Origin of the sequence: Mycolicibacterium monacense (assembly GCF_010731575.1) — a bacterium.
Taxonomy (GTDB): Bacteria; Actinomycetota; Actinomycetes; order Mycobacteriales; family Mycobacteriaceae; genus Mycobacterium; species Mycobacterium monacense.
This window is the reverse complement of sequence record NZ_AP022617.1, coordinates 1,637,377-1,654,498: the sequence shown is the minus strand read 5'-3', so window position 1 is coordinate 1,654,498 and position 17,122 is coordinate 1,637,377. Positions and strand designations below refer to the sequence as shown.

General features: G+C 68.5%; 15 protein-coding genes. 10 read left to right on the top strand and 5 right to left on the bottom strand.

The features are described from left to right. Positions 1–145: 145 nt before the first annotated feature. Both G6N49_RS07850 and G6N49_RS07845 read left to right on the top strand, forming a co-directional pair. Positions 146–1,201: an oxygenase MpaB family protein gene (locus tag G6N49_RS07850; RefSeq protein WP_011855895.1), complete on the top strand. Its 1,056-nt coding sequence runs from the start codon at positions 146–148 to the stop codon at positions 1,199–1,201. 4 nt (positions 1,202–1,205) lie between these two features. Beyond that, positions 1,206–2,453, top strand: coding sequence for an acyl-CoA dehydrogenase family protein (locus tag G6N49_RS07845; protein ID WP_011855896.1), 1,248 nt, complete (start codon positions 1,206–1,208; stop codon positions 2,451–2,453). 94 nt (positions 2,454–2,547) lie between these two features. On the opposite strand, the gene G6N49_RS07840 is transcribed toward G6N49_RS07845, so the two are convergent. The 4 genes from G6N49_RS07840 to infC are packed head-to-tail and all read right to left on the bottom strand — an operon-like array spanning position 2,548 to position 4,619. Then, positions 2,548–3,294 carry a TrmH family RNA methyltransferase gene (locus G6N49_RS07840; protein WP_011855897.1) on the bottom strand — a complete coding sequence of 249 codons (747 nt, stop codon included), beginning with the start codon at positions 3,292–3,294 and terminating at the stop codon, positions 2,548–2,550. A gap of 26 nt (positions 3,295–3,320) precedes the next feature. Then, positions 3,321–3,710, bottom strand: a complete 390-nt coding sequence (rplT, locus tag G6N49_RS07835; RefSeq protein WP_011560372.1) for a 50S ribosomal protein L20 — start codon at positions 3,708–3,710, stop codon at positions 3,321–3,323. A 45-nt stretch (positions 3,711–3,755) separates the two neighbouring features. Then, entirely contained in the window at positions 3,756–3,950 is a 195-nt protein-coding gene (rpmI, locus tag G6N49_RS07830; RefSeq protein WP_011560373.1) for a 50S ribosomal protein L35, read from the bottom strand. A 36-nt stretch (positions 3,951–3,986) separates the two neighbouring features. Then, a complete protein-coding gene (infC, locus tag G6N49_RS07825) occupies positions 3,987–4,619 on the bottom strand; it encodes a translation initiation factor IF-3 (RefSeq protein WP_085976297.1) in 633 nt (210 codons plus the stop codon). A gap of 206 nt (positions 4,620–4,825) precedes the next feature. Between infC and G6N49_RS07820 the strand changes: the two genes are divergently transcribed. From G6N49_RS07820 to G6N49_RS07795, 6 genes are read left to right on the top strand one after another with little or no spacing between them, the layout of a single operon-like run. Continuing rightward, entirely contained in the window at positions 4,826–5,188 is a 363-nt protein-coding gene (locus G6N49_RS07820) for a DUF1844 domain-containing protein (protein WP_011855899.1), read from the top strand. Between the two features lie 45 nt (positions 5,189–5,233). Further along, the gene (gene lysX / locus G6N49_RS07815) at positions 5,234–8,569 is read left to right on the top strand and encodes a bifunctional lysylphosphatidylglycerol synthetase/lysine--tRNA ligase LysX (protein ID WP_011855900.1); all 3,336 of its coding nucleotides are present in this window, start codon (positions 5,234–5,236) and stop codon (positions 8,567–8,569) included. A gap of 41 nt (positions 8,570–8,610) precedes the next feature. Next, complete coding sequence (locus tag G6N49_RS07810; protein ID WP_011855901.1) at positions 8,611–9,963, top strand: alpha/beta hydrolase; 1,353 nt, start codon at positions 8,611–8,613, stop codon at positions 9,961–9,963. A 34-nt stretch (positions 9,964–9,997) separates the two neighbouring features. Further along, positions 9,998–10,273, top strand: coding sequence for a hypothetical protein (locus G6N49_RS07805; protein WP_011855902.1), 276 nt, complete (start codon positions 9,998–10,000; stop codon positions 10,271–10,273). Between the two features lie 3 nt (positions 10,274–10,276). Then, positions 10,277–11,446 carry a winged helix DNA-binding domain-containing protein gene (locus G6N49_RS07800; protein ID WP_041925079.1) on the top strand — a complete coding sequence of 390 codons (1,170 nt, stop codon included), beginning with the start codon at positions 10,277–10,279 and terminating at the stop codon, positions 11,444–11,446. Positions 11,447–11,498: 52 nt separating this feature from the next. Next, entirely contained in the window at positions 11,499–12,980 is a 1,482-nt protein-coding gene (locus G6N49_RS07795) for a flavin-containing monooxygenase (protein WP_011855904.1), read from the top strand. On the opposite strand, the gene uvrA is transcribed toward G6N49_RS07795, so the two are convergent. After that, complete coding sequence (gene uvrA / locus G6N49_RS07790; RefSeq protein ID WP_041925316.1) at positions 12,970–15,864, bottom strand: excinuclease ABC subunit UvrA; 2,895 nt, start codon at positions 15,862–15,864, stop codon at positions 12,970–12,972. The genes G6N49_RS07795 and uvrA overlap by 11 nt on opposite strands. A gap of 88 nt (positions 15,865–15,952) precedes the next feature. On the opposite strand from uvrA, the gene G6N49_RS07785 reads away from it, so the two are divergent. Next, positions 15,953–16,630: an MBL fold metallo-hydrolase gene (locus G6N49_RS07785; RefSeq protein ID WP_011855906.1), complete on the top strand. Its 678-nt coding sequence runs from the start codon at positions 15,953–15,955 to the stop codon at positions 16,628–16,630. Beyond that, positions 16,620–17,120 (top strand): DUF427 domain-containing protein, encoded by a 501-nt coding sequence (locus G6N49_RS07780; protein ID WP_011855907.1) that lies wholly within the window; start codon positions 16,620–16,622, stop codon positions 17,118–17,120. Before G6N49_RS07785 ends, G6N49_RS07780 begins: the two co-directional genes overlap by 11 nt. Positions 17,121–17,122 lie beyond the last annotated feature (2 nt).

Genomic DNA, 17,122 nt, shown 5'->3' with positions numbered 1-17,122 from the left:
CAACGAGCGGCCTCGATCACGGGACGAACGCACCCGCGTCTACGGGGCATAACACCACGGTGACGCGCCGCGCGCGTCATAGACAACGTTTGTTGTCACTACTATGGTGTGGATCACATCGAGCATCGACTCAGCGAGGAGACCGATGACCGCGAGGACGACCCCCAAGACAGCGCGGAGCGCCCTGCATTCGTGTGAGGCGCAACCGGATCCACTCGGACCGGACTCGCTGACCTGGAAGTACTTCGGGGATTTGCGCACCGGCATGCTCGGCGTGTGGATCGGCGCGATCCAGAACATGTATCCCGAGCTCGGCGCCGGCGTGGCGGACCATTCGGTCCTGCTGCGCGAACCGCTGCAGCGCGTCGCCCGTTCGGTGTACCCGATCATGGGCGTCGTCTACGACGGTGACCGCGCCGCGCAGACCGGTGAGCAGATCAAGAGCTATCACACGACGATCAAGGGCACCGACCCTGCGGGACGGCGCTATCACGCTCTCAACCCGGACACGTTCTACTGGGCGCACGCCACGTTCTTCATGTTGATCATCAAGACCGCGGAGTACTTCTGCGGCGGGCTCACCGAGGCCGAGAAGCGCCAGCTGTTCGACGAGCACGTGCAGTGGTACCGGATGTACGGGATGAGCATGCGACCGGTGCCCGAATCGTGGGAGGAGTTCTGCGAGTACTGGGACCGCAAGTGCCGCGAGGAACTCGAGATCAACCAGGCGACGCTGGACATCTTCTCGATCCGCATCCCGAAACCGTGGTTCGTGCTGATGCCGACACCGATGTGGGACCAGATGTTCCGACCGATGGTGGGTGCGCAGCGGTGGATCGCCGCCGGCCTGTTCGACCCGGCGGTGCGGGAACGCGCGGGGATGCGCTGGACTCCGGGTGACGAGGTGCTGTTGCGGCTGTTCGGCAAATTCGTCGAGTTGGCCTTCGTTGCGGTCCCCGACGAGATCCGCCTGCACCCGCGCGCGCTGGCCGCCTACCGTCGCGCCGAGGGCAAACTGCCGTCCGACGCCCCGCTGGTCGAGGCGCCCGCGTTCATGGGCCCGCCCGCCGACCGCCGCGGGCTGCCGATGCACTACGTCCCGCGCCGCAAGACGCTGCTCGACAAGGCGGGGTCGCTGGTGCACACGACGTTCTCTTTGGCGGGGCTGCGTCCGGCCCGCGGACGCCATAAGGCAGCCTGAAGGCATGCTCGAGTGGTCTGATGTCGATCTTGCCGTGCGCGATGCCGTCCGGGAGTTCGTCGACAAAGAAATCCGTCCGCATGTCGACGCTCTGGAGAGCGGCGAGATGGAGCCCTACCCCGTCATCCGAAAGCTGTTCAGCACCTTCGGAATCGACGCGATGGCCAAGGAGTCGCTGGAGAAGCGGTTCGCGCGGCTGCGCGAGGGCGGCTCGCCCTCCGGCGGCCGGAGCTCCGGCGGCATGTTCGGCGGGGACGGCGGAAGCGGGATGGGCTTCGTCGTGGTCAGCGAACTGTGCCGGGTGTGCATGGGTGTGGTCACCGGCATGGGCGTCAGCCTCGGACTCACCGTGCCGACGATCATGGGCCGCGGAACCCTCGCCCAGCAGGAGCGCTGGCTGCCCGGTCTGGTGACCTACGAGAAGGTGGGCGCGTGGGCGATCACCGAACCGGATTCGGGCTCCGATGCGTTCGGTGGCATGAAGTCCTATGTGGTTCGTGCCGCCGATGGATCAGGCGACTACATCCTCAACGGCCAGAAAACGTTCATCACCAACGGCCCCGACGCGGACGTGGTGGTGGTCTACGCCAAGCTCGACGAAGGTGACGGGGTCGACAAGCGGGACCGCAAGGTGCTGACGTTCGTGCTCGACCGCGGCATGGAGGGCTTCGTGCAGTCGAAGCCGTTCCGCAAGATGGGCATCCACTCCTCGCGCACGGGCGAACTGTTCTTCAACAACGTCCGGCTGGGTCGCGATCGGCTGCTCGGCGAGACCGAGGACAACGAGGCCGGCGACGGTCGCGAGAGCGCGCGGTCGAGCTTCTCCGCGGAGCGCATCGGTGTGGCCGCGATGGCGCTCGGGGTGATCGAGGAGTGCCTGAAGCTATCGGTCGACTACGCGAAGTCCCGCACCCTGTGGGGTAAGGAGATCGGCCAGTTCCAGCTCATCCAGCTCAAGCTCGCCTCGATGGAGGTGGCCCGGATGAACGTGCGCAACATGCTGTTCCGTGTCATCGAGGCGTCGCAGACCGGCACCCCGATCTCGCTCGCCGAGGCCTCGGCGATCAAGTGGTACTGCTCCCAGGCCGCCACCGACGTGGCCATGGAGGCGGTTCAGCTGTTCGGCGGCAACGGCTACATGACCGAGTACCGCGTCGAACAGCTGGCCCGCGACGCGAAGTCGCTGATGATCTACGCAGGCAGCAACGAGGTGCAGATCACGCACGTGGCGAAGGGTCTGCTGAGCGGGTAGCGGCTCGCGCGTCAGTTCCGCGAGACTGAGACCACGCAGCAAAAGTGCGGGTGGGCGCCTGCGTGGGTTCAGTCTCGCGGCGCGACCGACGACGTCAGCCCGACCGCAGCGCGCGGGCGCTCTGGTACAGGCAGATCGCGGCGGCGGCGGCGACGTTGAGGCTCTCGGCGCTGCCCGCCATCGGGATGGTCACCCGGGCATCGGCGAGCGCGGCGACCTCCGGGGCGAGTCCGTGGGCCTCGGCGCCGAACAGCCACGCCGTCGGGCCGGACAGCTCCGCATCGTCGAGGCTCACCTCACCGTCGAGCGTGGTGGCCAATACGGTCAGCCCGGCGCCGTGCAGCGCGGCGACCAGACCGGCGGTGTCGGGTGCCTCGACGACGGACACCCCGAAGATGCTGCCCGCCGAGGCACGCAGACACTTCCCGTTGTAGGGGTCCACGCTGTTGCCTGCCAGGATCACCGCGTCGGCGCCCATCGCATCCGCGAGCCGGATCAGCGTGCCGGCATTCCCGGGTTCGGACGTCTCGACCGCGACCGCCACGAGTCGTGGGGACGCACCGAGGATTTCGTCGAGCGACACCTCGGGCATCCGACACACGGCGACGAGGCCGACCGGGGTCACCGTGTCCGACAGTGCTTTCGCCGCACGCTCGGTGACGAGATGGACATCGGCGCCGACGAGCAGCGCCGCGAACCGCGCCGCGGCGTCCTCGGTGGCGAAGACCTCGGAGACGACACCGCGCCGCAACGCGGCCTCGACGAGGTTGGGCCCCTCGGCGAGGAAACGTGCGGCGCGGCGGCGACCGACGTGTCGGTGGAGTTTGACCGCTGCCACCACCCGGGCGGAGCGCTCACTGAGCAGGCTCAGGCGGCCTCTCCGGACGGCGCATTGACGTCCTCGGGCAGCGCGGCCTTGGCGACCTCCACCAGTGCGGTGAACGCGGCGGCATCGCTGACGGCGATCTCGGCGAGGTTCTTGCGGTCGACCTCGACGCCGGCGGCCTTCAGGCCCTGGATCAGCCGGTTGTAGGTGATGTCGTTCGCGCGGGCCGCGGCGTTGATCCGCGAGATCCACAGCTTGCGGAACTCACCCTTGCGCGCCCGCCGGTCACGGTAGGCGTAGGTGAGTGAATGCAGCTGCTGCTCTTTGGCCTTGCGGTACAGGCGGGACCGCTGACCGCGGTAGCCCTTGGAGGCCTTGAGAACTGTGCGGCGCTTCTTCTGAGCGTTGACTGCGCGCTTGACGCGTGCCATGGGTAGTTCCTATCTCGTACGGACTGGAAAGGTCGGGTTCGTCGCTCAGCCGTTGAGCATCTTGTTGATGCGCGGGGCGTCGTTGGCCGACACCTGGGTGCGACCGGCAAGGCGGCGGGTGCGCTTGGTGGGCTTGTGCTCCATCAGGTGGCGCCGATTGGCCTTCTGGCGCACGATCTTTCCGGTGCCGGTGCGCCGGAAGCGCTTGGACGCGCCGCTGTGGGTCTTGGCCTTGGGCATGGGTGTCCTCTTAATTCTGTTCGGTGTCGGGCAGTGCTACGTGGCGTCCGGGCCGGGGGCCGACTCGCGGGGACGTTCTGCTTGCTCCGCCGCTTTGGCGCGAGTCTTCGCGCCGCGATGCGGGGCCAGCACCATCGTCATGTTGCGTCCGTCCTGCTTCGCGGACGTCTCGACGAAGCCGTACTCGGCCACGTCGGCGCCCAGGCGCTGCAGGAGTCGGAAGCCCAGTTCGGGCCGCGACTGCTCACGTCCGCGGAACATGATCGTCACCTTGACCTTGGACCCGGCCTCGAGGAAGCGGATGACGTGACCCTTCTTGGTCTCGTAATCGTGCGGGTCGATCTTGGGACGGAGCTTCTGTTCCTTGACGACGGTCTGCTGCTGGTTCTTGCGAGACTCGCGCGCCTTCTGTGCCGTCTCGTACTTGAACTTTCCGTAGTCCATGATCTTGCAGACGGGCGGCTTGGCGTCCGGTGCAACTTCGACGAGATCGAGATCGGCATCCGCGGCGACGCGGAGTGCATCTTCGATGCGCACGATGCCTACCTGTTCACCGCCCGGTCCGATCAGGCGAACTTCAGGTACGCGGATGCGCTCGTTGACGCGGGTCTCAGTGCTGATGGGGCCTCCTATGTTGTGTTCTCCAGGGAGTCCACTGGCCCATTCCACACCTGCCCGCGAGAGCAGGAAGGCCCTGCACTGCAGGGCCCGATGCCGACCGATCACGGCTTCCGCCGCCCGTGCCAACAGCACAGAACCGGCATACTGGATGCCGGTGACCGGACCGCTGTGCCTGGTTGGCCAGCGGTGGGAGTGGGACTCCACTTACTGTCCTGACGTCAGCCAGGACGGTCGCGCATGCAAGTCTAGCAGGCGTGACGGATCAACAAGCACAGCCTGAACCGACGGCTCCGCCGTCAGCGCGCGAACTCGCCGATATTCCCGCCGTCGAGGTGATCACCCGTTCGGCGGTGATGCTGATGAGCGCGGCAGCCGAGAAGTTGGGGCTCTCCCACGACGACCCCGACGAGAGCCCGCACCGCGACCTGGACGAAGCCCGTCGGCTGATCACCGCCCTGGCCGGTCTGGTCACCGCATCCGCCGAGTACCTGGGCCCGCACGCCGGACCCGTCCGCGACGGTCTCAAGACCCTGCAGCTGGCGTTCCGGGAAGCCAGCGCCGCCCCCGATGAGCCCGGCAAGGGTCCCGGCGAGAAATACACCGGTCCGGTCTGGTGATCACGTCCCCACATTCGGGGCCCTGAGCGAATATTGTCCCCGCCTATGACGCTCACCAGTCCGCCGAGGACGCGCGCCGACTCCCGCCACTCCTGGGTTCCCGCGGCCGCCGGGTGGACCGTCGGCGTCATCGCCACCCTCTCGCTCATCGCGAGCGTCTCACCGCTGGTCCGGTGGATCATCCGGGTGCCGCGAGAGTTCGTCAACGACTACATCTTCAACTTCCCCGACACCAGCTTCGCCTGGGCGTTCGTGCTGGCGCTGCTGGCGGGCGCGCTGGCCGCCCGCAAACGCATCGCCTGGTGGATTCTGCTGCTGTACATGGTCGCCGCGGTCGGCTGGAACGTCGCCGATCTGCTGACCGGTGACGAATCGGTCGTCGAGGAGATGGGCGAGGTCATCGGCCTCGCCTTCCACCTTGCGGCCGTGGCCTTCCTGCTGTTGGCCCGCCCGCTGTTCTGGGCCCGCGTGCGGCGCGGCGCCCTGTTCAAGGCGGCCGGTGTGCTGGCCGCCGGAATGGCGGTCGGCGTGCTCGTCGGCTGGGGTCTGCTCGAACTGTTCCCCGGCGACCTCGAACGCGACTACCGCTTGGCATACGCGGCGAACCGGGTGTTCGCGTTCGCCGGCGTCGACCCCGACGCGTTCGACGGACAACACCCACACGTGGTCGTCAACGCCCTGCTCGGGTTGTTCGGCGCGCTGGCGTTGATGGCCGCGGCGATCGTGCTGTTCCAGTCGCAGCGCTCCGAGAACGCGCTCACCGGCGAAGACGAATCGGCCATCCGCGGTCTGCTCGAGCTCTACGGCAAGAACGACTCGCTGGGGTATTTCGCCACCCGGCGGGACAAGTCCGTGGTGTTCGCACCGAACGGACGCGCCGCGATCACCTACCGGGTCGAGGTGGGGGTCTGCCTGGCCAGCGGTGACCCGGTCGGCGACCCGAAAGCCTGGCCGCAGGCGATCGACGCGTGGCTGGCGCTGTGCGGGACGTACGGCTGGGCACCGGGTGTCATGGGTGCCAGCGTGGGCGGGGCCGAGGCGTTCCGGGCCGCCGGACTCAGCGCGATCCAACTGGGCGACGAGGCCATCCTGCATCCGGACAGCTTCCGGCTCTCCGGGCCGGACATGCGGGCGGTGCGCCAGGCCGTCACGCGGGCCCGCCGCGCCGGGGTGACCGTGCGGATCCGCAGACACCGGGAGCTCTCACCCGAACAGATGGCCGAGGTGATCGCCCACGCCGACGCCTGGCGCGACACCGAGACAGAACGCGGCTTCTCGATGGCGCTCGGCCGCCTCGGCGATCCCGCCGACAGCGACTGCCTGCTGGTGGAGGCCGTCCAGGGCGAGACCGGGGGCGAGCGAAGCGACCCGGGGAGTGGCACCGTCGTGGCCATGTTGTCGCTGGTGCCGTGGGGCAGCAACGGCGCCTCCCTCGACGTGATGCGGCGTTCCCCGCAGTCACCCAACGGCACCATCGAGTTGATGGTCAGCGAGCTGTGCATGCAGGCCGAGGACATCGGCGTCACCCGCATCTCCCTGAACTTCGCGATGTTCCGGTCGGCGTTCGAGCAGGGCGCGCAACTCGGCGCCGGACCCGTGGCCCGGCTGTGGCGCTGGCTGCTGGTCTTCTTCTCCCGGTGGTGGCAGCTGGAGACGCTGTACCGCTCGAACATGAAATACCAACCGCAGTGGGTGCCGCGCTACGCCTGCTACGAGGACGCGCGCCTCATCCCCCGCGTCGGGGTGGCATCGGTGATCGCCGAGGGCTTCCTGGTGCTGCCGTTCTCGCGGCGCAACAAACAACACACCGGCCACCACACGTCCGCACCGCAGGACCTGGTCGCCAGCGGCGTGCTCCACCACGACGGCACCGCACCCGACATGTCCGGGTTGCGCACCGACACCGCCGACGACGAACCGCCCCGGCTGCCCGAGCAGGTGCGGGTCCGGATGGCGAAACTCAAGGCGCTGCAGGCCGACGGCGTCGACGCCTATCCGGTCGGCCGGCCACCCAGCCACACCGCGGCGGCTGCCGTCGACTCCCCCGACGACGTCGAACTCGATGTCGCCGGCCGGGTGCTGCGCATCCGCGACTACGGCGGTGTGCTGTTCGCCCAGTTACGGGACTGGTCGGGTGAAGTGCAACTGCTGCTGGACAATTCGACACTCGAGCAGGGCAGCACCGCCGACTTCACCGCGGCCATCGACCTCGGCGACCTCATCGAGGCGACCGGCACCATGGGCTACAGCAAGAACGGGACCCGCTCGCTGCTGGTGCGGCACTGGCGGCTCACCGGTAAATGCCTGCGTCCCCTGCCGGACAAGTGGAAGGGCCTGACCGATCAGGAGGCCCGCGTCCGGGCCCGCTACGTCGACCTGGCGGTCAACACCGAGGCGCGGGATCTGATCCGGGCCCGCAGCGGCGTGCTGCACGCGATCCGGGACACGCTGTACCACAAGGGTTTCCTCGAGGTCGAGACCCCGATCCTGCAGCAGATCCACGGCGGCGCCAACGCACGGCCGTTCCTGACCCACATCAACGCCTACGACCTGGACCTGTATCTGCGCATCGCGCCCGAGCTGTATCTCAAGCGGCTCTGCGTCGGTGGGGTGGAGCGGGTCTTCGAACTCGGCCGCGCGTTCCGCAACGAAGGCGTCGACTTCTCCCACAACCCCGAATTCACACTGCTGGAGGCGTATCAGGCGCACGCCGACTACCACGTGTGGATCGACGGGTGCCGTGAACTCATCCAGAACGCCGCGATGGCCGCCAACGGTGAGCACGTGTTCCTCCGTCCGCGTGACGACGGCGTCCTCGAACCCGTCGACATCTCCGGACCGTGGACGGTCAAGACGGTGCACGATGCGGTGTCCGAGGCGCTCGGCGAACACATCGACGCCGCCACGGAACTGCCGACGCTGCGCAAGCTGGCCGACGCGGCGGGCATCCCCTATCTGACCCACTGGGACGAGGGGGCGGTGGTGCTCGAGATGTACGAGCACCTGGTCGAGGACCGCACCGAGAAGCCGACGTTCTACAAGGACTTCCCGACGTCCGTATCCCCCTTGACGCGCCCGCATCGCAGCATTGCCGGCGTCGCCGAACGGTGGGACCTCGTCGCCTGGGGTGTCGAATTGGGCACCGCCTACAGCGAACTCACCGATCCGGTGGAGCAGCGTCGTCGACTGCAGGCGCAGTCGCTGCTCGCCGCGGGCGGTGATCCGGAGGCGATGGAACTCGACGAGGACTTCCTGCAGGCCATGGAGTACGCGATGCCGCCCACCGGTGGGCTGGGCATGGGTGTCGATCGGGTGGTCATGCTGATCACCGGCCGCAGCATCCGGGAGACGCTTCCGTTCCCGTTGGCCAGACCACGTTGACAGCGGTCTGACAGCCGCCGCCAAGCTTCACGGCCCACCATGTGGTGGTGGGCCCGGCACACACTCTGCACCACCATGTCTCGCTGATGCACGGCTGGTTACCTGTCGTCGTCCAGGCTGCGGCTGTCGTGGCGCTGGTGACCGCGATCGGGTGGCGCACCCGGCGCTGGCGCCTGTTGTGGATCCCGTGGGCGGTGGTGGTTGGTGGCGCGTTCGCCGTCACCGCATACGAGTTCGTGGCATCGGAGGGCTGGGCGGAAGATCCGGCACCGCGCTCGCTGTGGGTGTGGATCGGGGTGTTCGGCGTCGCGGTGGTGGTCCTGATGGTCGGATGGCGCGGCGCGGGCTGGTGGCGGCGGGCGGTGTCGATCGCGACCGTCCCCATGTGCCTGCTGTCGGTGCTGTTGGTGGTGAATCTGTGGACCGGCTACTTCCCGACCGTGCAGACCGCGTGGGACCAACTCACCTCCGGACCGCTGCCCGACCAGATCACCCTCGCTACGCTGAGCTCCCTGCAGCGGCGCCACGCGATTCCGGAGAAGGGCACGGTCGTCCCCGTTGAAACAGGCGACGCCGCATCGGGTTTCCGGCACCGCAACGAACTCGTCTACCTGCCGCCGGCCTGGTATGCCACCAACCCCCCACCGCGGCTGCCTGCGGTGCTGATGATCGGCGGTGAGTTCAACACCCCCGCCGACTGGGTCCGCGCGGGCAACGCCGTGACGACCGCCGACGCGTTCGCCGCCGCACACCACGGCTACGCGCCGGTACTGGTGTTCGTCGACGCCGGTGGAACGTTCCGCAACGACACCGAATGCGTCGACGGCAGCCGTGGGAACAGCGCCCGGCACCTCACTGAAGACGTTCGGCCCTACGTGATATCGCACTTCGGGGTGAGCGCCGACCGCTCGGGGTGGGGCGTCGTCGGATGGTCGATGGGCGGCACGTGCGCGGTCGACCTCAGCGTCATGCACCCCGAACTGTTCAGCACCTTCGAGGACATCGCCGGTGACCTGACACCGAACGCCGGTACGAAGGAGCAGACGATCGCGCGGCTGTACGGCGGCAACACGGCGGCCTGGGCGGCCTACGACCCAACCACGGTGATGACCCGCCACGGCCGCTACCGCGACGTGGAGGGCTGGTTCGACTCCAACACCGCCGGCCCCGAACAGACGGCGGCCGCATCCACCCTGTGCGCGCTCGGCGCCGCCAACGGAATCGACTGCACCGTCGCCGTTCAGCCGGGGATGCACGACTGGCCGTTCGCCGAACAGGCCTTCGCCACCGCGCTGCCGTGGCTGGCCGGACGACTCCGCACCCCCGAGGTCGTCGCGACACCGCTCCCCCGACCGCAGGTCGCGGCGCCGGTCGTGCAGGTCGCCGCGAAGTAGGTCCGGTGTCGTCGCCCGCGAGTACGGTGACGGCATGGCCGACGAACCGCAGCCTGCTCCCGAACCCACCCCCGCGCCGCCACCGCCGCCCGCCGAAGCGCTCGACACCGGTTACACGCCGGGTGGTGTGCCGACCTTCGAGTCGGTGCGCGAGAAGATCGAGGGCCGGTACGGCTCCGCGATCGGCGCCGCCGAACTGGCCGCCGAGACCCCGGAGGGCCGCACCGCCGACGAACAGTACGAGGAACGGCAACGCGCGGCCGCCGAACGGCTGGCCCAGATCCGCGCCCAGATGCACGAAAAGGACTGAGCGCTGCGGTCTTTCACGCCCACCGAGCGGCGGGCCAGGCTCGCGCGCCGCCACTTCCTCGCCGGTGACCAGCGGGCCGCTTCGCCCGACGAGGTGGTCACGCGGATGGTCGGGCTGCACGCCACCGATCCGGCCACCCCGTACCTGACGCTGTGGGCCCGTGTTGCGGGGTTCGATCTCACCCATCTCGACACCGCGCTCTACGAGTGCAGAACCGTCGCCAAACACCTCGCGATGCGGCGCACCCTGTGGGTGGTCGGCAGCGGCGACCTGCCGGTGATCCAGAGCGTGGCCAGCGACCGGGTCGCCGCCAACGAGCGCCGGCGACTGATCGCCGACGCCGAGAAATCCGGGGTGGCCGACGACGGCGCCGAGTGGCTCGACACCGCCTGCGCGGCGGTCCTCGATCATCTGCGCCGGAACGGACCGACCAGCGCGCGGGAGTTGCGCGCGGCGCTTCCCGAACTGGCGGGCAGCCACGACCCCGCCCCCGGCAAACAGTGGGGCGGGGCCACTCCGCTGGCGCCCCGGGTGCTGACCGTGTTGGGCGTGCGCGGCGACATCGTCCGCGGCCCGAACGACGGCGGCTGGACGGTCAGCCGCCCGCGGTGGACCCTCCGCGACGACTGGCTCGGCGCCGGTGACGATGCCCGGGCACCCGCCGACGAGGCCGCGATCAAGGCGGTGGGGCGCTGGCTGCGCACGTTCGGTCCCGCCACCGTGACCGACGTGAAGTGGTGGTTCGGCCACACCCTCACGTGGGCGCGGCGGACCCTGCAGGCACTCGGGGCCGTCGACGTCGACCTGCACGGGACGCCGGGGGTCGCCCTCCCCGACGATCTCGACGTCGAACCGGAGCCTGAACCCTGGGCTGCGCTGCTGCCGGGCCTCGACGTGACCACGATGGGCTGGTTCGACCGCGAGTGGTACCTCGGTGGACATCGCGCACAGGTCTTCGACCGCAACGGCAACGGTGGCCCGACGGCGTGGTGGAACGGCCGGATCGTCGGCGGCTGGGGCCAGGACGCCGACGGGCGGGTCGTGCTGCGGCTGCTCGAGGACGTCGGCCGCGACGGCGAGAAGGCGCTGCAGCAACGCGCCCACGATTTGAGCGCGTGGCTGGCCGGGGCGCGGGTGAGCCCGCGATTCCCGTCGCCGGTGATGAAAGCGTGATTGGAACCGGGAGCCGTTGGCTAACCTACGCCCACCGACGGAAGGGGTTGCGGTGAAGATCGCGATCATCGGCAGCGGGTTCTCCGGCCTCGGCGCCGCGATCCGGCTGCAGGAGGCAGGCCACCGCGACTTCGTCGTCTTCGAACGCGGCCCCGACGTCGGCGGTACCTGGCGCGACAACACCTACCCGGGCGCGGCGTGTGACGTGCCGTCACATCTGTACTCGTATTCCTTTGCGCTGAACCCGGATTGGACACGCTCCTTCTCCACCCAACCCGAGATCGAGGACTATCTGCGCAAGGTCGCGCGACAGTACGGCGTCCTCGACCGGCACCGGTTCGGGTGCACCGTGAGCCGCGCCGCCTGGAACCCCACCGAGTCCCGATGGGAGTTGTCCACCGACTCCGGACCGGCCACCGCCGATGTCCTGATCACCGCGTTCGGGTCACTGGCCGAACCGTCACTGCCGGGAATCCCGGGCATCGAATCGTTCACTGCGGCCGGAGGCGAGATGTTCCACTCCGCGCGGTGGAACCACGACGCGGACCTGACGGGGAAACGGGTCGCCGTCATCGGCACCGGCGCATCGGCCATCCAGATCGTGCCCGAGATCGCCGATCGGGTCGCCCACCTCGATGTGTACCAGCGCACCGCGCCCTGGCTGCTGCCGCGGTTCGACCGGCCGTTCACCCGCGCCGAGAAGTGGGCGTTCCGCAACGTGCAGGGCTTTCTCCGCCTGGCGCGCGCGGGCATCTACACCAGCCGCGAAGTCCAGGTCGTCGGCCTCGCGAAGAACCCGAATTTGATGAAGGGGTTCGAGTTGCTCTCGCGGGCGAAGATCCGCACCGAGATCAAAGACCCCGAGTTGCGGCGCAAGGTGACGCCGAACTTCCGGATCGGCTGCAAGCGGATGCTGATCTCCAACGACTGGTATCCGACGCTGGACCGCGGCCACGTCGACCTCATCACCGACGGCATCCACGAGATCGACGGCAACCGCATCATCGCGACCGACGGCACCGCGCGCGAGGTCGACGCCCTCGTCGTCGCGACGGGATTCCACGTCACCGACTCGCCGATGTTCGACACGGTGTGCGGCGCCGACGGGGCCAGCCTGACCCAGCGGTTCGCCGACAAGGGCATGCGGGCTTACAAAGGCACCACGATCGCCGGGTACCCGAACATGTTCGTGCTCGTCGGACCGAACACCGGGCTGGGCCACAGTTCGATGGTGTACATGATCGAGTCGCAGCTCAACTACGTCGTCGACGCGGTCTCGACGATGCGCGAGGAGGGTCTGCGCACGGTCGAGGTGAAACAGGACGCGCTCGACGCGTACAACGAACGGCTGCAGCAGGCGCTGAGCGGTTCGGTGTGGATGACCGGCAAGTGTGCGAGCTGGTACCTCGACGCGCACGGCAACAACACCACCCTGTGGCCGGACTTCACGTTCCGGTTCCGCAATCAGACGCGGCGCTTCGACCTCGACGCCTACGAGGTGACGCGCGCCGAGGAGTCGGCGCTCACGCGCTGACCTTGCGCCGCTTCGGGGTCGGCGCGGGTACGTCGAGCATCTCGGCGAGGAAGTGGCCGGTGTAGCTGTCGGTGTTGGCCGCGACGTCCTCGGGGGTGCCCTGCGCGACCACGGTGCCGCCGCCGGCGCCGCCTTCGGGACCCATGTCGATGATCCAGTCGGAGGTCTTGATCACGTCGAGGTTGTGCTCGATGACGATCACCGTGTTGCCCTTGTCGACCAGACCGTTGATGACCTTGAGCAGCTTGCGGATGTCCTCGAAGTGCAGGCCGGTGGTCGGCTCGTCGAGGATGTAGACCGTGCGGCCGGTCGACCGCTTCTGCAGCTCGGCGGCCAGTTTCACGCGCTGGGCCTCACCCCCGGACAGCGTCGGTGCGGGCTGGCCCAGCCGCACGTAGCCCAGGCCGACGTCGACCAGCGTCTTGAGGTAGCGGTGGATCGAGCTGATCGGTTCGAAGAACTCCGCAGCGTCCTCGATCGACAGGTCGAGCACCTCGGCGATGGTCTTGCCCTTGTAGTGCACCTCGAGCGTCTCGCGGTTGTAGCGGGCACCGTGGCACACCTCGCACGGGACGTACACGTCCGGCAGGAAGTTCATCTCGATCTTGATGGTGCCGTCGCCCGAACAGGCCTCGCAGCGGCCGCCCTTGACGTTGAACGAGAAACGTCCCGGCTGGTATCCGCGGACCTTGGCCTCCGTCGTCGCCGCGAACAGCGACCGGATCTTGTCGAATACACCGGTGTAGGTCGCGGGGTTCGACCGTGGGGTCCGCCCGATCGGCGACTGGTCCACCCGCACGAGCTTGTCGAGTTGGTCGAGGCCGTTGATGCGGGTGTGGCGGCCGGGCACCTGCCGGGCGCCGTTGAGTTTGTTGGCCAGCACGGACGCCAGGATGTCGTTGACCAGCGTCGACTTACCCGAGCCCGACACCCCGGTGACCGACGTGAGCACCCCGAGGGGGAATGCGACGTCGACGTCCTTGAGGTTGTGCTCACGCGCGCCGATGACGGTGAGTTGTCGTTTGCGGTCGACGGGACGCCGGATCGCAGGCACCTCGATGCTCTCGCGACCGGAGAGGTACGCGCCGGTCAGCGACTCCGGATTGCGCAGCAGATCCTGGTAGGTGCCGCTGTGCACGATCCGCCCGCCGTGCTCACCGGCGGCCGGGCCGATGTCGACCACCCAGTCGGCGTGGGCGATGGTGTCGAGGTCGTGTTCGACCACGATGAGCGTGTTGCCCAGTTCCCGCAGCCGGACCAGGGTGTCGATCAGGCGGCGGTTGTCGCGCTGGTGCAGACCGATAGACGGCTCGTCGAGGACGTAGAGCACGCCCACCAGACCCGAACCGATCTGCGTGGCGAGCCGGATCCGCTGCGCCTCGCCGCCGGACAGCGTGGCCGCAGCGCGCGAGAGCGACAGGTAGTCCAGCCCGACGTCGAGCAGGAAGCCCAGCCGGGACTGGATCTCCTTGAGGACCTGACCGGCGATGGCCTGTTCGCGCGCGCCGAGGGTGAGCGCGTTGAGGAAGTCGGCGCAGTCGGCGATCGACAGCTCCGCGACCTCGGCGATCGACTTCGCGCCGTGGTCGCCCGCGGCCAGCGTGACCGCGAGGATCTCGGGCTTGAGGCGGGTGCCGTCGCACTCCGGGCACGGCACGTCGCGCATGAAGCCCTCGTAGCGCTCCTTCATCTGCTCGGAGTCGGTCTGCTCCATGCGGCGCTGCAGGAACGCCATGACGCCCTCGAAGTCGGCGTAGTACGAGCGGGTGCGGCCGTACCGATTGCGGTACTTGACGTGCACCTGCTCGTCGCAGCCCTCGAGGATCGCGCGACGCACCTTGGCGGGCAGCTTCTTCCACGGTGTGTCGACGTCGAAGCCCATCGACTCACCCAGGCCGGTCAGCATGCGGGTGAAGTACTCCGCGGTCTGGCCCATCGACCACGGGGCGATGGCGCCCTCGGCCAGCGTCAGATCCGGGTCGGGGATGACGAGTTCGGGGTCGACCTCCTTGCGGACGCCGAGCCCGGCGCACTCCGGACAGGCGCCGTAGGGCGAGTTGAACGAGAAGGACCGCGGTTCGAGATCGTCGACGGCCAGGGGGTGGCCGTTGGGACACGCCAGTTTCTCGGAGAACCGCTGCTCACGGTGCGGATGGTCGTCCTCACGGTCGACGAACTCGAGCACCACGATGCCGTCGGCCAGCGTCAGAGCCGTCTCCACCGAATCGGTCAGCCGCTGTTTGGCGGTGGCCTTCACCGTGAGCCGGTCGACCACCACCTCGATGTCGTGCTTCTCCTGCTTCTTGAGCTTGGGCGGTTCGGTCAGCGGATAGACCACCCCGTCGACGCGCACGCGGCTGTAACCCTGGGAGTTGAGCTTCTCGAACAGGTCGACGAACTCACCCTTGCGGGTGCGGACGACCGGTGCGAGCACCTGGAAACGCAGCCCTTCGTCCATGGCCAGGACCTGGTCGACGATCTGCTGAGGGGTCTGCCGTGCGATCCGCTCACCACACACCGGGCAGTGCGGCATGCCGGCCCGCGCGTACAGAAGGCGCAGGTAGTCGTAGACCTCGGTGATGGTGCCGACCGTCGACCGCGGGTTGCGGTTGGTCGACTTCTGGTCGATGGACACCGCGGGCGACAGACCCTCGATGAAGTCGACGTCGGGTTTGTCCATCTGCCCGAGGAACTGCCGGGCGTACGCCGAGAGCGATTCGACGTAGCGGCGCTGCCCCTCGGCGAAGATCGTGTCGAACGCGAGCGACGACTTGCCCGAACCGGACAGGCCGGTGAACACGATCAAGGCGTCACGCGGTAGGTCAAGGTCGACGCTTCGCAGGTTGTGCTCGCGCGCACCCTTGACGATCAGGCGGTCAGCCAACTCGGTCCTCTCCCAGGCTTCAGACATGCTCCACGCACTTTGATCCATGCTAGGTGTCGCCACCGACAAGCCCGTTACCGTGGCTCTCATGACAGTCGTCGACGACAACTACACCGGCCATGTCGAACCCCGGACCGCGGCCAGGCGCACTCTTCCCGGAGCGACGATCGTCAAGGTCTCCGTGGGCCCCATGGACAACAACGCGTACCTGGTGACCTGTTCCCGAACCGGCGAGACCCTACTCATCGACGCGGCCAACGATGCGGACGTCCTGCTCGACCTCGTCCGGGAACTGGCGCCGACGGTGACACTGATCCTCACCAGCCACCAGCACTTCGACCACTGGCAGGCGCTGGAGGCCCTGGCCGAGGCAACCGGGGCACCCACGGCCGCCCACGAACTCGACGCCGAACCGCTGCCGGTCACCCCGGACCGCTACCTCGCCGGTGGGGACACGCTCCGGATCGGCGAGCTCACCTTCGACGTCATCCACCTCCGCGGGCACACCCCGGGTTCGATCGCGTTGGCGCTGCACGGCCCGGCCGCCGGCGACGCGGTGCACCTGTTCACCGGCGACTGCCTGTTCCCCGGCGGAGTGGGCAAGACGTGGCAGGAGGGTGATTTCGAGAAACTGCTGACCGACGTCACCACCCGGGTGTTCGACGTGTATCCCGACTCGACCGTCGTCTACCCGGGACACGGCGACGACACCACACTGGGCGCGGAACGGCCGCACCTCGGCGAGTGGCGCGACCGTGGCTGGTAGGCCGGTTCCGGTCACACCCGGTCCGGGTCAGGAGTCGGTGTGGGACTACCCGCGCCCACCCCGGTTCGAGGCGTTCCGCGGATCGATCACCGTGGACTTCGGCGGGCGCACCGTCGCATCGACGACCACCGCGTGGCGGGTGCTGGAGACGAGCCACCCCCCGACCTACTACCTCCCCGTGGACAGTTTCACGCCTGGCGCGCTGCGCCCCGCGGCGGGCAGTTCGTGGTGCGAGTGGAAGGGGCAGGCCGCCTACTACGACGTCGTTGTCGGCGACCGCGTCGCACCGGGCGCGGCTTGGACCTACCCGCACCCCACGCCGGGATTCGAGGCGATCGCCGGCGCCGTCGCGGTCATGGCCGCACCGATGGACCGCTGCACCGTCAACGGCGAGCAGGTGGTGCCGCAGCCCGGCGGGTTCTACGGCGGCTGGGTCACCAGCTGGATCGTCGGCCCGTTCAAGGGTGTGCCGGGCTCCATGGGGTGGTGAGG

Excerpts from the sequence above, each read along its gene's own strand:
- rplT (WP_011560372.1), bottom strand. The coding sequence starts at position 3,710 with ATGGCACGCGTCAAGCGCGCAGTCAACGCTCAGAAGAAGCGCCGCACA.
- lysX (WP_011855900.1), top strand. The coding sequence starts at position 5,234 with ATGACGCTCACCAGTCCGCCGAGGACGCGCGCCGACTCCCGCCACTCC.
- G6N49_RS07805 (WP_011855902.1), top strand. The coding sequence starts at position 9,998 with ATGGCCGACGAACCGCAGCCTGCTCCCGAACCCACCCCCGCGCCGCCA.
- G6N49_RS07845 (WP_011855896.1), top strand. The coding sequence starts at position 1,206 with ATGCTCGAGTGGTCTGATGTCGATCTTGCCGTGCGCGATGCCGTCCGG.
- rpmI (WP_011560373.1), bottom strand. The coding sequence starts at position 3,950 with ATGCCCAAGGCCAAGACCCACAGCGGCGCGTCCAAGCGCTTCCGGCGC.
- G6N49_RS07785 (WP_011855906.1), top strand. The coding sequence starts at position 15,953 with ATGACAGTCGTCGACGACAACTACACCGGCCATGTCGAACCCCGGACC.
- G6N49_RS07850 (WP_011855895.1), top strand. The coding sequence starts at position 146 with ATGACCGCGAGGACGACCCCCAAGACAGCGCGGAGCGCCCTGCATTCG.